Origin of the sequence: Prolixibacter denitrificans, from assembly GCF_003014495.1 — a bacterium.
In the GTDB taxonomy this organism is placed as follows: Bacteria; Bacteroidota; Bacteroidia; order Bacteroidales; family Prolixibacteraceae; genus Prolixibacter; species Prolixibacter denitrificans.
Genome location: NZ_PYGC01000003.1, coordinates 192,822 through 207,099 on the forward strand (window position 1 = coordinate 192,822; position 14,278 = coordinate 207,099).

The 14,278-nt window shown below is 42.8% G+C and carries 13 protein-coding genes; 9 read left to right on the forward strand and 4 right to left on the reverse strand.

Annotated features, from left to right (window positions below; translation table 11 throughout):
* Window positions 1-20 precede the first annotated feature (20 nt).
* The 3 genes from tkt to CLV93_RS07725 all read right to left on the reverse strand — a co-directional run bounded on the left by tkt (window position 21) and on the right by CLV93_RS07725 (window position 4,081).
* Window positions 21-2,042: a transketolase gene (tkt, locus tag CLV93_RS07715; RefSeq protein ID WP_106541609.1), complete on the reverse strand. Its 2,022-nt coding sequence runs from the start codon at window positions 2,040-2,042 to the stop codon at window positions 21-23.
* 980 nt (window positions 2,043-3,022) lie between these two features.
* Window positions 3,023-3,376: a DUF488 domain-containing protein gene (locus CLV93_RS07720; protein WP_106541610.1), complete on the reverse strand. Its 354-nt coding sequence runs from the start codon at window positions 3,374-3,376 to the stop codon at window positions 3,023-3,025.
* 3 nt (window positions 3,377-3,379) lie between these two features.
* Window positions 3,380-4,081 carry an aspartate/glutamate racemase family protein gene (locus CLV93_RS07725; RefSeq protein WP_170108890.1) on the reverse strand — a complete coding sequence of 234 codons (702 nt, stop codon included), beginning with the start codon at window positions 4,079-4,081 and terminating at the stop codon, window positions 3,380-3,382.
* A gap of 402 nt (window positions 4,082-4,483) precedes the next feature.
* Here CLV93_RS07725 and CLV93_RS07730 point away from each other — a divergent pair, with 402 nt between their 5' ends.
* From CLV93_RS07730 to CLV93_RS20645, 9 genes are all read left to right on the forward strand, one after another.
* A complete protein-coding gene (locus CLV93_RS07730) occupies window positions 4,484-5,065 on the forward strand; it encodes a Crp/Fnr family transcriptional regulator (RefSeq protein WP_170108891.1) in 582 nt (193 codons plus the stop codon).
* A 173-nt stretch (window positions 5,066-5,238) separates the two neighbouring features.
* A complete protein-coding gene (gene ygiD, locus CLV93_RS07735) occupies window positions 5,239-6,123 on the forward strand; it encodes a 4,5-DOPA-extradiol-dioxygenase (RefSeq protein ID WP_211297775.1) in 885 nt (294 codons plus the stop codon).
* A 40-nt stretch (window positions 6,124-6,163) separates the two neighbouring features.
* On the forward strand, window positions 6,164-7,009 hold the full coding sequence (locus CLV93_RS07740) for an SDR family oxidoreductase (RefSeq protein WP_106541613.1): 846 nt from the start codon (window positions 6,164-6,166) through the stop codon (window positions 7,007-7,009).
* A 137-nt stretch (window positions 7,010-7,146) separates the two neighbouring features.
* Window positions 7,147-7,647 (forward strand): hypothetical protein, encoded by a 501-nt coding sequence (locus CLV93_RS07745; RefSeq protein ID WP_106541614.1) that lies wholly within the window; start codon window positions 7,147-7,149, stop codon window positions 7,645-7,647.
* A 138-nt stretch (window positions 7,648-7,785) separates the two neighbouring features.
* Complete coding sequence (locus CLV93_RS07750) at window positions 7,786-8,151, forward strand: hypothetical protein (RefSeq protein WP_146141981.1); 366 nt, start codon at window positions 7,786-7,788, stop codon at window positions 8,149-8,151.
* Window positions 8,152-8,268: 117 nt separating this feature from the next.
* The gene (locus CLV93_RS07755; protein ID WP_106541616.1) at window positions 8,269-8,838 is read left to right on the forward strand and encodes a hypothetical protein; all 570 of its coding nucleotides are present in this window, start codon (window positions 8,269-8,271) and stop codon (window positions 8,836-8,838) included.
* A 145-nt stretch (window positions 8,839-8,983) separates the two neighbouring features.
* Window positions 8,984-9,535, forward strand: coding sequence for a hypothetical protein (locus tag CLV93_RS07760; protein WP_146141982.1), 552 nt, complete (start codon window positions 8,984-8,986; stop codon window positions 9,533-9,535).
* A gap of 174 nt (window positions 9,536-9,709) precedes the next feature.
* The gene (locus CLV93_RS07765) at window positions 9,710-10,267 is read left to right on the forward strand and encodes a YcxB family protein (RefSeq protein ID WP_106541618.1); all 558 of its coding nucleotides are present in this window, start codon (window positions 9,710-9,712) and stop codon (window positions 10,265-10,267) included.
* Between the two features lie 1,337 nt (window positions 10,268-11,604).
* Complete coding sequence (locus CLV93_RS20645) at window positions 11,605-12,105, forward strand: CPBP family intramembrane glutamic endopeptidase (protein WP_371864373.1); 501 nt, start codon at window positions 11,605-11,607, stop codon at window positions 12,103-12,105.
* A 182-nt stretch (window positions 12,106-12,287) separates the two neighbouring features.
* Here the strand turns inward: CLV93_RS20645 and CLV93_RS07780 are convergent, their stop codons facing one another.
* Window positions 12,288-14,237, reverse strand: coding sequence for a GNAT family N-acetyltransferase (locus CLV93_RS07780; RefSeq protein ID WP_211297776.1), 1,950 nt, complete (start codon window positions 14,235-14,237; stop codon window positions 12,288-12,290).
* Window positions 14,238-14,278: the final 41 nt, after the last annotated feature.

Here is a 14,278-nt window from a genome sequence, read left to right on the forward strand (position 1 = left end):
GCGTTCGAACAAGCTTGCTTTCAAGATTGACTTTGGGCGATTGATTTTTTAAGATGTTCAACCACATTGTCAACCGTGAAACCATAATGTGCGAAGTTTTCCTGGTAAGGAGCACTCGATCCAAAACGGTCTACAGACACCACGGTACCGTCATCGCCAACCCATTCTTTCCATCCCAGGGCAGCTCCGGCTTCCACAGCGGTCCTTGCTTTTACTTTTTGGGGAAGTACTTCGTTCCTGTAGTTTTCATCCTGCTCTCTGAATAATTCCCAGCAAGGCATACTAACCACCCGGGCATCAACATTCATGTCTCGCAACTTTTCCTGAGCTTCCAGTGCAATTGAAACTTCCGAACCTGTCCCCATAAGAATGGCATCCGGAGCATCGCCTTTTTCTTTCGAAAGTACGTAGGCCCCCTTTAGAACACCGTCGGCTGAAGCATATTTGCTTCTATCGGCAACCGGAACATTTTGGCGTGTCAGAACCATCATCGACGGACCCTTTTTTCTTCGGAGCACGGCTCTCCAGGTATAAGCCACCTCGTTGGCATCGGCCGGACGGAACACAAAAATGTTGGGCATGGCCCTGAAAGAAGCCAGGTGTTCCACAGGTTGATGGGTAGGTCCATCGCCTCCCAGACCAATTGAATCGTGCGTGAGCACATAAATGGTGGGCAGTTTCATCAGGGCTGCCAGCCGAATGGCCGGTCGTGCATAATCCGAAAAAATAAAAAACGTAGCGGCAAACGCCCTTAGTCCGCCGTGAAGCGTTATTCCTGACGTGGCTGCTGCCATTCCGTGTTCCCTGATCCCCCAGGGGATATTTCGGTTCTGATAATTGCCTTTGCCAAAATAGCCCCAATCTTCCATTAATGTTTTGGTCGAAGCTGCCAAATCTGCACTTCCCCCCAGAAGGTAAGGAACATGTTGGGCAAATGAATTGATGATTTTTGCCGAGGCTTTACGCGTAGCCACGGGACCATCATCCGGTTTAAATTCAGGAATATCTTTATCCCAGTCTTTGTCGGGTTCGAGCGCTTTCCCCTTTTCCAGTAATGCATGCCAATCAGGATGCTTTTGCTCGTAACGTTCATACATGGCATTCCATTCCTTCTCCAGCTGTTCACCTCTTTCAATGGCCTGTTCCATGTGTCTTTTCACTTCTTCCGGAACATAAAAGGTTTTATCTTCCGGCATGCCGTAAACCCGCTTCGTGGCTTTTACTTCATCCTCCCCCAGGGCTGAGCCGTGTGCTGCCGCCGTATCCTGTTTGTTAGGCGCTCCGTGAGCAATGTGTGTGCGCAAAATTATCAGTGAGGGCCTATCTTTTTCCTGCTGAGCAGCCTCGTATGCTTTGGTTATCTTTTCAATATCATTGGCGCTTTCACCCAAATCCTGCACATGCCAGTTGTATCCTTCGAAGCGTTTTTTTATATCGTCGCTGTAGGTAATTTCAGTATCTCCATCAATGCTGATATGGTTGTCGTCATACAGAAAAATCAGTTTTCCCAGTCCGAAATGACCGGCCAGAGAAGCTGCCTCGCTGGAAGCCCCCTCCATCAGGTCGCCGTCGCTGCAAAAGCCATAAACGTAATGATCGACCACCGGAAAGTCAGGTTTATTAAACCGCGAAGCAAGGTGTGCCTCTGCCATGGTCATTCCAACCGCAGTCATAAATCCCTGCCCCAGCGGTCCGGTTGTGGTTTCAATTCCTTCGGTTAATCCATACTCCGGATGCCCGGGCGTTTTACTTCCCCATTGCCGAAGATTTTTAAGGTCCTCCATCGACACATGATAGCCGGTTAAGTGTAGCATAATGTATTGAATGATGGAAGCGTGGCCGTTAGATAAAACAAAGCGGTCGCGGTTAAACCAGTGTGGATTTTTAGGATTGTATTTCATGATGTTGTTCCATAAAACATAGGCTGCCGGTGCCAGAGACATAGCTGTCCCCGGGTGTCCGGAACCCGCTTTCTGTACAGCATCCATTGCTAAAGTTCGTATGGTGTTAATCGAAACTTTTCTAATGTTATCGTTATCCATAATATTAGTTTTATGTCGTTGTCTTTGTATTTCAAACAGAACGAACAGACTTAATGTTCGTTTGCTAACTCCGGGGATGACATTTCTATTCCAATAAATCGAACAAATTCGCCCATTGCATGCTATCCCGAGGCCCCTTCAAAAACGCCACTCGGCGCCCCATCTTATATCCTCACAATCAACCACTACGCCGTCTACCAACGGGCAAATCTCATCTGTAAATAAAAGTCTGAGGAAAAGAATCAGGCTTTGTTTCGCTATTCCGATAGAATTACGAATTAACAACTTATAACATTCTACTTACGAATAGCACCATCATGTAGACTGGAGCTAGTTCAACATCCAGCGTTTGTAGTTATATGTATATAAGTGATTTATTGATATGCTCCCATCAGGTGTGCTACGTTTTTTTACAAATAGGTTCTAACTTAAAAATTCTGAAAAGAACCCAAAACATATTAAAAGAATTCGAGACAAGTTGGAATTGGCGTAACGAAAAGAAGCAAACATCAGATATTGCGATGACTGCCCAACCAGGATGACAAAAATTCAAATAATACTACATACATACCGGGTATGGAAAAAACCCGTTGGAACGGGCTATAAATTTGGCTACTTCCGTTAGTGGTGTTTCGAGTTTACGGAGAAGTATAGCAGAAGCAGCGGACTTCCACTTATTGACACTGACGAAATTCACAAATAATCACAGATGATGGGAAAATTTTAAATGATGAATGATGCCCAGAATAGTCGGGGTTGAATTATGCTTCGAGATCGTTGTGGAGAAAGGGTTCACACGTTTCTTTTGCCACCGTTGCGAAAATCTTTGCGCTTTTTGCGTGAAACTTTTCTAACCACTAAGGCCCCTAAGAATTCCACAACGGGCACAAATAAAAGTCACCTCGAAGCCTAACCATAGTAACAACAGTAACGATAGGAACCACAGAAAACGCGCGGCGCAACCTGAAATCCTTCCAGAATTAGCTCATTTGCCCTAGAACCGATTTCAACACAAGCGCGTGGTTGTGAATCGGGTCCTTCGCCGCATAAACCAAGACAAGGTGGCCATATTGAGCCTCCAGCTTTTTCAATCGCTGCAGCTCATCTTCCTTTTGTGACAACTCCCGTGCATAATACTGCGAAAATTCGTCCCACCGTCTTTCCTTATCCTGATGAAACCACTGCCGCAATTCCTTCCCCGGGGTAATTTCCTTGTTCCACTCATCCCAGAAGGCTGCATCCTTCGAAATTCCGCGGGGCCAAAGCCTGTCAACCAAAACACTGTAGGAACAGCCGGGAACTGCTCCTTGGTATACCCTGCGAATCGTAATCATGGATTATCCTTTTTCACGACAGTATTTCGCGATGGCTTCCACGTGAACCTTCGTCGTATTCAACACAGGAACACCTGCATAGCGCTCCTCATCCAGAATCAACGGTAGTTCGGTACAACCAAGGATGATCGAATCGATGCCCTGTTCCCGAACCATCTTTTCAATGATATTCACCAATAACTGTCGGGTTTCCTCTTTGAAAATACCCAGTTCAATCTCGCTGAAGAGCTTGTTGTCGATTACGTTTCGGTCGTTCTCACCGGGCAACACCACTTCGAGGTTTTTTCGACTGAAAACATCCGCGTAAAAGGTCGCTTTCATTGTTAAGCCGGTACCAAACAGCCCGGGACGCTTCAAGCCTATTCGCTCCACTTCATCGCGGGTCGCCTCCACAATGCTGAGCAGAGGAATGCCCGACCGTTCCCTCAATGCATCGAATAACTGATGAGGGGTATTGGCACTCAGGGCGGCAAAATCGGCCCCCGCCCTCTCCAGCTTGTCAATCTTTTCGGCCAGGTAATCCGTTGCCTCCTCGTACCGCTCCTCACGCATCAGCCCAATGAAAAAAGACATATTCACACTGTAAACAATGATCTCGGGGTAATTCAGATCGCCATCGCCTGTCTTAAATGCATCGATGAGTTCTTTGTAATAATCAACCGTTGCTTCCGGTCCCAGTCCTCCGATAATTCCTATTTTCTTCATGAATCGATGATGGTCATATGTTGATTGGCTACCGCCCCCCGGGTATCTTCGGCCGCAGGACTCGGTTTGCAAAATCATTCAATTTTTACCGTAAAGGTATCATTTCAGGAATAAAGGACAATAAAGTCTTTTATAAAAAGAACGAAATCCTAAACAATAATCAAACGGTGGATGGTCAAAGGAAAATGGAGAGAGAAACGGAGTCCCAAAGTGTTCTGAGCATGATTTCCATAACAGACTTGCCCACGGAGTCAAATAACAGGAACCAAGGATAAAAATGTCAAGGTTAAAGACTTGTCTCATTTCTGGAATCTCATGTCCGGAGTCTTTTCTTAACCTGCTCCAGCAACATATCATCACCATTGACTGTTAACCTGATATCTGTATGACAAATAAATGTCCATGAAGGCTTCAACCAACCACAAACTGCTTTACTACCTCAACAATTGGGTGGATATCACCGAACAGGAGGAAGCGATTATCCTTTCGGCCTTCGAACCAACTTCGATCAAAAAGAAAAAGGATCTGTTGGTTCCCGGCGAGGTTTGCCGATATGTCTATTTCGTAACGAAAGGTGGTTTGCGGTCTTATTTCGTCGATTCGAAAGGGGTAGAACATATCTATCAAATCAGGCTGGACAACAGCTGGATTTCAGACCTCGAAAGTTTCTTTTCCCAACGTCCGTCCAAATACTACATCGAGGCGATGGAAGATACGCAAATGCTCCGCATCTCGCATGAGCGCCTGGAACAGCTTTACCACGAAGTGCCCAAACTGGAACGCTACTTCCGCATCCTGTTTCAGAAAGCCTACATCAATGCCCTGGAACGACTGAACGCCACCATGTGGGAATCGGCTGTTGAGCGGTACAACGATATGCTGAAAGAACATTCCGACATCTTCCAGCGCGTACCGCTGACCTACATTGCCTCCTACCTGGGCATCACCCCGGAGAGCCTGAGCCGTATCCGAAAGAAGAAGTAGACCGACAAAAAACGAGGCCCTCACTCCTTTTTCCTAACCTGCATCAAGTTCATTTCTTATCATAGATCAAGTGTACGAGGCCTGTACCCGCCGTACCTTTGTACCTGATGATTGACCATCGGACGATAACATTTTTTAGAAAACGTCACCGTTGGTCAAACCGTAAAGAGAATATGAACAGGAAAGCATTCGTCAAACGACTTTTGGCAGCAATGCCAATAACATTTACAGCAATGAAATTAAATGCACTACATAACATCACCGATTCGTTGGAGAACACGCCCAAAATGCCCGTTCTTTTCGTGGGGCACGGCAGTCCGATGAATGCGATTGAGGAGAACGAATTTGTCAGCGGATTTCGAAAAGTGTCGACCGGGATCGAAACGCCCAAAGCCATTGTGGTTGTTTCGGCCCATTGGGAAACACAGGGAACCCGGGTAACCGCCATGGAACATCCGCCTACCATTCATGATTTTGGCGGCTTCCCGAAAGCGCTCTACGAGGTGCAATATCCGGCACCGGGGATGCCACAACTGGCAGAGGAAGTAAAAGGGCTGGCCCATACCACCGATGTCCATCTCGACGATAAATGGGGACTCGATCATGGCGCGTGGTCGGTTATCCGGCACATGTACCCCAAGGCCGACATCCCGGTGATACAAATCAGCCTCGATTATTACAAGAATCCGCAGGAACATTATGCACTGGCCAAAGAGTTGGCTCAACTGCGGCAAAAGGGTATCCTGGTTGTTGGAAGCGGTAACATCGTGCATAATCTCCGGATGGTCCGTTGGGACAAGCTGAACGAGAACTACGGTTACGACTGGGCCCTTGAGGCAAACGAGAAAATGAAACAATGGATTCTGGACGGGAATCACGCCGCGTTGATGGACTTTTCGAAACAGGGTACAGCCTTCAACCTCTCGATTCCGACACCGGAGCATTTCCTGCCCTTGCTGTATGCGCTGGCCCTTCAGGATAAGAAAGACGACATCACCCTTTTTAACGATGAACCCCTTGGCGGTTCGTTATCGATGACCTCGGTAAAAATCGGGTAAGAGGGAAACAAATAATAGTAACATTAAAACGTATCAGAAAATGAAAATAGCAGTAACAGGAGCAACAGGCCAGTTAGGAAGCCTGGTTGTTGAACAATTGAAGAAAAGAGTAGCAAGTGAGAACCTGGTAGCCTTGGTACGCAGCCCTGAAAAGGCAGCCAAGCTGGGTATTGAAGCCCGTGCGTTTGACTATAACCAACCGGAAGGTTTGAGTGATGCATTGAACGGCATCGATCGGCTGGTGTTGATTTCAGGTAGTGAAATCGGGCAACGGGCCCGGCAACATGCCAACGTAATTGAAGCGGCTAAGAAAGCCGGCGTACAATGGATTGTTTATACCAGCCTGCTTCACGCCGATACTTCGTCGCTGAACCTGGCGGGAGAACACATCGCCACCGAGAAAGCGCTGAAGGAATCAGGTATTGCACATACGGTTCTTCGCAACGGATGGTATACCGAGAACTATACTGCTTCCATCGAAGGAGCACTGGGGGCCGGAGCATTTGTCGGTAGTGCCGGCAATGGTAAAATTGCCTCTGCCACCCGTGCTGACTATGCCGAGGCAGCAGCAGTTGCCGTTACCGACGAGCGTCACAAGGGAAAAGTGTACGAACTGGCCGGTGACAAAGCGTACACATTAACCGACCTCGCAGCTGAAATTTCAAAGCAAAGCGGAAAGGACCTTCCGTACAACAATCTGCCGGAAGCCGAATATGCCAATATCCTGAAGCAAGTGGGCTTACCCGACATGTTTGCCGGGGCCATCGCCAGCTGGGATACCGGAGCATCGAAAGGTGATTTGTTCGACGACTCCCGTCAGCTTTCCCAATTGATCGGAAGGCCGACCACTCCGCTCGCTGATGCCGTGAAGGCTGCGCTGAAATAATCTTATTCATAAAGTACTTGATCAATTCTGTTTGCCTGATCTGGTTTCCGGGGATGGCAGACAGAATTGTTGTATGAAGCTATCTGAGAGGAAGAAAAATCATCGCTCTTCTCAATCTTACACCAACAGATATTACCATGAAAGACCAGGAACGAATTCAGAAGATTACAGAGCAATATGCCGGAGCGGTTCGCCTGTTGGCTATCGAAAAGGAGATTCTTCGTTTTCAATTCCTGGTAAATCATTCGTTACAGAAAGAAATCACCCTGGAAGCGGGATACCAAACCATTGCCAACCGGTTTTTCCAACAAGACATTCCCACCGAGGCCGAAACCGAGTACGCCATTAACTACATCGAAGATGAGTTGATGAGCAGCAAAGATTTGTTGAACAGGAATGAGATACTGATTTCTTCCGATGAACACATGGCAGAAGTATTCCGCAAAAACGACTTCGCTCAAAGCAGGTACTCCCGCCGGGAAGTGGAAAGTCTTTTCAGCCAATATGCATCCATCATCACGGGGCGACCGTCCTCACTAAACCGCCAGTCTGTTACCCGGGAAGATTTTGCCACCATTCTCCTGCTGCGCGAAATCACCCATCACCTGGGTTTTGAAGCCATCGATCTGGTTGGTTAAGACAGGAATGCCAGAAAACACTTCTAGCAAATTCAGAAAGTTTTTTATTACCTTGAAGTGCCTTAACAAACCAACTAAATGAAAATTGACCGAAGCAAATTGAAAAGATCAAGAAGCCGTTAGATGACATATTTAATAATGAAGAAAAGACTTAAAATATATACTTCAATTCTTTTCACCATTGTAACTCTCCTACTAATAATAAGTTGTAGTCACAATAAAAAATTCGATTCAGCTAAGTGGAAACAAAAGGGATTGGATTGGCAGATGACTGATGTAAGAGAAAATATAGTTGATGACCTAATAAACAGTGACACGATTATTGGAAAGAGTAAGGAAGCGGTTATTGAACTATTAGGACAACCAGAAACCCAAAGTAAGAATAAATTAAAATACTTGATAAGAGAAAAGTACAGCTCCGATATTGATCCCGATTACATTTCAAATTTGAAAGTTGAATTTGACAACGATGGACGAGCAACAAAATGTGAAATTGAGAAATAAAAACGAGACCTAACAATTTTATCATATGCAGGCTGGGCCTTTAAATCTTAGGGCCGAACGAACGCATACAAGTGATCGTTAGGGTGAATAAGCACTAAACCACTAGCAATAAATTAAATGAAAAACATTTTCTTTATATCAACTTTTCTTCTATTGACTTCATTTCAAGGTGAACGTAGAATGTCGATCGCAAAATTTGTAACGAGTCAATTTGATCAATATGAACTAGAAGAAAGCTATATGTCAGATAATTTTGTGAAATCAATTGAAAAACAGAATCTACACTTATATAGCGACAGAATTTTATTAAAAGCTAAAGAGTCTCACAAGAATAAAAATAGTTATGACAAGCCAATTTTTACACGTATTCAATTGTGGCAATTTTACTTTGAAAGTAAAGAAAAATGCAATCAAGCATTTGACTCTTTATTGAAATGTTTTCCCAATGATTGTGCTGAAATCGAAAAGGGAAAAAACCAATCGATAAAAGTGACTCCATCTATATGGGTATTTTGTGACAGCGAAATTTACGTTGCAAGAACATCGTGCGAACATGTAGATGAAAAATGGGAAGCATTTAAAAAAGACTTTGCATTCACATTCGCAGAAGAAAATTCTAAGATAATAGTAACTGAATGTGGAAAACTCAAATGGACAACAAAAGAAGAAATTAAAAACGCACCCTAACAAATTTATATGATAGGCGGGACCCCGAAGTCTCGGGGCGGTTTGACAAGTCAAATCAATGTTGCCACCTCCTGCGGGTCTGACTGGATTTCTGTTGGAAATCCCGCACGACCACATACAAGTGACCGTTACCAACACTTTAAATATGGACAAACTACTACAAATAAAACCAGGAAAATTACTTCTATTGTATTTTGCAATAATCTTTATCTCGATTTTACTATTTATCGCTTGGGGGACAATCGTTCCAGAGAAATTAATCTCATTTGGATTTACTCTTGTTGTTTTAAGCTGTATTGGAGGATACTTGTTTTGGATATATTTGATTTTATACGGATTTAAAACTATTGATAATAAAAATGGAATTGATAATAATCTGAAAACGTCCATTATAACTTTGCTGACAATTCTATTGAGTTTTATTGCATTTACGGTAATAAATATGATTGATTTTGGAGAGAAGAATAAAGATATTCCTACTCTGATCAGTCTGATTATATCTCCAATATTGACGATGGCATTTATTCATATTATTACCAAATTGACAAAAGGCTTTAAATTTTACGACAAAAATTCAAAACCAAATCTGTGGGACTATTTTGGAATAATATTTACATTAGGCTTCGGCCCACTTGGACTTTTAATGATGCACTCACATTTGAGGTTGATATTGAAAGACCAATACATGTTAAGATAAAAACAGATTTAAATATTTGATGAGAAAAAAGCCAAAAACTATTGGCAACAAATTGTAAATGGCAGGCGGGCCTCCGAACTCTCGGGATCGGTTTGACAAGCCAAACCAGTGTTGCCACTAAAAACGACATACATTTATGACAATAATTTTGACTAATCTAAACTGACAAATAAAATGGAAATAGAATATACACTAAGTCGGACAGACTATATAGAATTTCAATTATTTGCTGCGACAAAATCAGAAACAATAAGAAAAAGCAGGAGAAAAGCAAGAAGCCGATTACCAATTATCTATTTGATACTTGGGACTATTCTGTTAGTGCTTGCAGACAAAGTCTTCTCAATATTATTCTATTTGATTGGAGTTTTATGGTATTTGTTATATCCAACTTTGTCAAAGAAAAGATATCTGAGATACTATGAAAAATATGCTGATGAAAATTTTAAAAACCGATTTGATACATTGATAAAAGTGAGTTTTCCAGATGATCAAGAACTAATTGAGACTGTAGACCTTGAAGGTGAATCGAAGTTTAAAACTTCACAGATTGAAAAAATATTTGAGATAAATCGATTTTTCTACATCAAAATGAAATCTGGCTCTCACCTTATAATTCCAAAATACAAAATCGAGAATATTGACAAGCTCAGAGAAGAACTGACAATGATTTCAGAGACAAAGAATCTTAAATTAGAAACAAATTTGGAAATTGATTTTTCTGATAATTAAGAAATAGTTGCAAATACGCAGTATTAGGCATGGCGAAGCCCCGAAGTCTCGGGGCGGTTTGACAAGTCAAACCAATGTTGCCAACTTCCTGCAGGTCTGACAGCCCCGATGCCTACCAGGATCACCCGACCATATTCAGGTGACCGTTGACGTTAATTTTCTGAATACAACAAAAGCTTTCATGATAAAAAAAACAATCATATCAATAATCACACTCTTAATTGGACTTATATCTTTTGGTCAGAATACAACATCTATCCAGAAAAAACAAGCATTAGTTTTTACAGATCATAAACACGATAGAGAATTGAAAATCTTTCTGGATATAAATAGACAGATTATTAGCATGAGTTGTAATCCTAAAATAAATGAAAATCTTATTGATTCATTGAATTCAAAGACGAGCCAGATTATTGATTCAAGTAATGTTCATATTTATCTAAAGTCCGATAGTACCTGGATTTACTTAAAAAACAGTTATAGTTGGAATATTCACAATGAGCTTCCCAAAGTTCCCAAAACATCAGTGATTAAATACATTTTCAAAAATCAAGAAAAACTAACAGAAAAGGAGAAAAAATTACTGCATTACATGATTTTTTACTCCAATAGGAATTACGAGGATATAGATAAATTTACCTATTACCAGAATTACGAGGTTGAATCGAGACTTTTTCAATTCAGATTTGATTGTCATTTTGATGATATGAATAAACCAATAATTAAATTAACTGGGTTTAAAGAAATAAAAAACTAACGCGAACAAGTTGTTACCTCCTGTGGGTCTGACAGCCCCGACCGCATACAAGTGACCATTATAGCACTCAAAATGAAAAAGCTACTTACATATGCAGTGATAGTCCTGGTTGTTTTGCATTCCTTACCTCATTTTTGACAGTCTTAAGCAATTTGCTACTTTAGGGGCTTTTGCGACGGAATGGTGCTGTTTGATTGGCTTAGGCGTGACAACACCATATTTAAAAACGCTGGTACATGTACATAAAAGATACTGCTACCGCAAAATAAATATTATAAGACGTATGATGAGGAAAATAGTCAAAGTTTATTTTTTGTTCTTAGCTTTTATGATTCTGACAACCGGATTGAGATATTTCCAAATGGATATTTTCAATTTGAAAAACGTTGGAGAAATTTCGCCCATATTAATCTCAGTGATATTTATTTTGTTGATCAAGAAGGATTCATTCAAAATGCTAGCCTTCAACAAATTTGAACTTAAACCTTTATTTCTGCCCATTGTGGCAATCATTTTTGTCATTGCCATAGATTTCATTGTTCAGTTTAGATTTCATCTTATTCAGCCACCAGTATTCAACATGTCATTTCTGGTTAGCTTGCTGATTTATTCCGTCCTGTTTACTATTATGCTTGGAGGATTCGAGGAAATTGGTTGGAGAGGATATCTAACCAGTAAAATCATTCAGTATAAACTATCGTGGAGTCAATTGATAATTATTACAAGCGTAATTTGGTCAATTTGGCACTTACCAACCCATTTCGCAAAATTTGAGCATCACTTTTATATCCAGTATTCAATCTTTGTCATAAGCTGTTTCGAATTTAGTATCATCATGGCTTATTTGAGAATTCGAACCAACTCAGTAATTCCGGCAATTATTATGCATTCATTGATCGCTTTATTATATGCGAGTTTTTTCAAGCCAACCTCCAATCATATGGACTTATATTTCCTGACGTTTCCAAGTATTGTCATGATTCTGATTTTATTGCCGGTTTCAATATATTACTATAGAAAAGGTCATAAGATATATTCAGATAATTATTTGAAAACGCCTGCACCCGAATATGTAGGATAGCTCATAAAATATGAGCTTTAGCGCACTATTTGGGGAATTCAGGTTTAAATTGATTCTGACTTTTGCAATTGGTGCATACCAATACGTTTAACCATGTAATTGACAATAAAAAAAGACAAAGACTGGCCACAGCATATTGCCACCTTCTACGGGTCTGACGGGACCATTTAACCACCGGATTCTTATTTGCTCGTCACATACCGCTTCAGGTTTTTGGCGATTTCAATCCGGTCCAGGAATGAATCGATGACCATATCGTAGAGTTTCTCTTTTAGTATCTCATCCTCGATGCCAAAATCGATGTTCGGGTTATCGTTCACCTCCATTACATACACTTTTCCGGCAATCTCCTTCAGGTCGACACCGTAGAGGCCGTCACCAATCAGGGCAGCAGCTTTCAATGCCGTTTCGAGCACATGGGCGGGTACCTCACTTACCGGCAACGTTTCCGAATCGCCCGACTGCTCCTCGGCTTCTCCCTGCCAGTTATAAATCTGCCAGTGGTCCCGGGTCATGTAGTATTTGCAGGCAAACAGCGGCGTGTTGTCGATAATACCTATACGCCAGTCGAACTCCGAGTAGGTAAACTCCTGGCAAATCACCATGTCCGATTTCCGGAACAGCGTATTCAGCACCTCAAGAGCTTCCTCTTCATTGTTCACTTTCGTGATACCTAACGAAAAGGCGCTGTCGGGTTGTTTAATCACAGCCGGGTAGCTCACTCCGTCGAGGTCTTTGGGATGGAACAGGTTCTTGGTAAACACCGTGGTCTGAGGTGTTAGAATTTTATTATTCCGGAACAGCTCGTTCTGGTATATCTTGTTGGAGCAACGCAGAATCGACCACGGGTCGTCAATCACCACCAAACCTTCGGCGTAAGCCAGTCGCGACAATTCATACGTATGGTTGTTCACGCTGGTGGTTTCGCGGATAAAGAGCGCATCGAACTCGTTGATTTTATCGAAATCGTTCTTCGTGATAAACTCGGTATAAATTCCTTTCCGGTTAGCCGCCTGTTTGAATAGTTTCAACGCCGTGTTGCACGACGGTGGCGTCGTTTCCTGCGGGTTTACCAGTATAGCTAAATCATACTTATAAGCGGTTAGCCTCGATTTGTTGAAGCGTTTCTTATCGAAATATTCCCGTGCAAATTCATTGACCACCATCAGCTCATCATCGCTGATTCTGTTCAGGTTCAGTGGCTGTATCTTTTTGATCATCCACTCCCCGTTCCGGATGAAGTATACCTTGAACAATGGCGTTTCAAACAGCTGGTATAGTTTCGGTGCGAGCCTCTTCATACCCCGCACGTTGGTGTGTCCGAAGTATACGTTCATGCTGAACTCTTTCTCCTTCACGTTTCTCAGCGCTACTTGCAACAACTCATTTATCTCAGTGGTGATGGAACGAATCACGCCCGTGCTGCTAAAATCACGAATGGTGGTCACGTTGGGAATAACCCGCTGTCCGCGGGCCGATGCCAGCAGCGACACATAGTAACCGTAGCTCTGGTACTGATACGAGCTGCACAGGTTAAAAACGCGCAAGCTGTTGTCGGTATGGTACTCCGAATTGTTGATGTATTCCTTCACTGAAATGATTTTGGCATTCACATCGGTAAAGTGCCAGGTACGCGGCTGGTTCACCACGATGATATTCTTCATCCGGTTTTGATAGAGAGAAGCGGGTAACAGATACTCCAGCTTCAAACAATCATATCCTTCCGCGTAGTAATCCTTCACGGTCTTAACAGGTTGAAAACCCCATTGCTGATACCATTCCAGCAACTTCTCATTCGACGCGTCCGCTTCCAGTATCAGCTTTTCCTGCTTCCGCGAAGTCGCCAAATTCAGCGCGTGAGTCAACAGAAAACGCCCCACCCCTTTACTCTGGAACTCAGGTAAAGTAGCAATAGAATAAATACGCAGTGATTTCTTGTGCAGATGCAGGACCATCGCTCCCACCGGCCGACGCCGGGATTTTCCTTTTTCGGCTATCCAAACCTCCTGGAACGGGCTGGAGAGGCTTAGTGCCAAACTCCGACGGTTGTTTCGCTGGAAAGCAGGAAATGATTCTTTCTCCAGTTTTTCCAGGAAAATCAAGTCTTCCGGCGAAGACTTTCTAATGTGCAACGTCATGTTGGTTCATCAAGATATTTTGCCAAATAAACTAA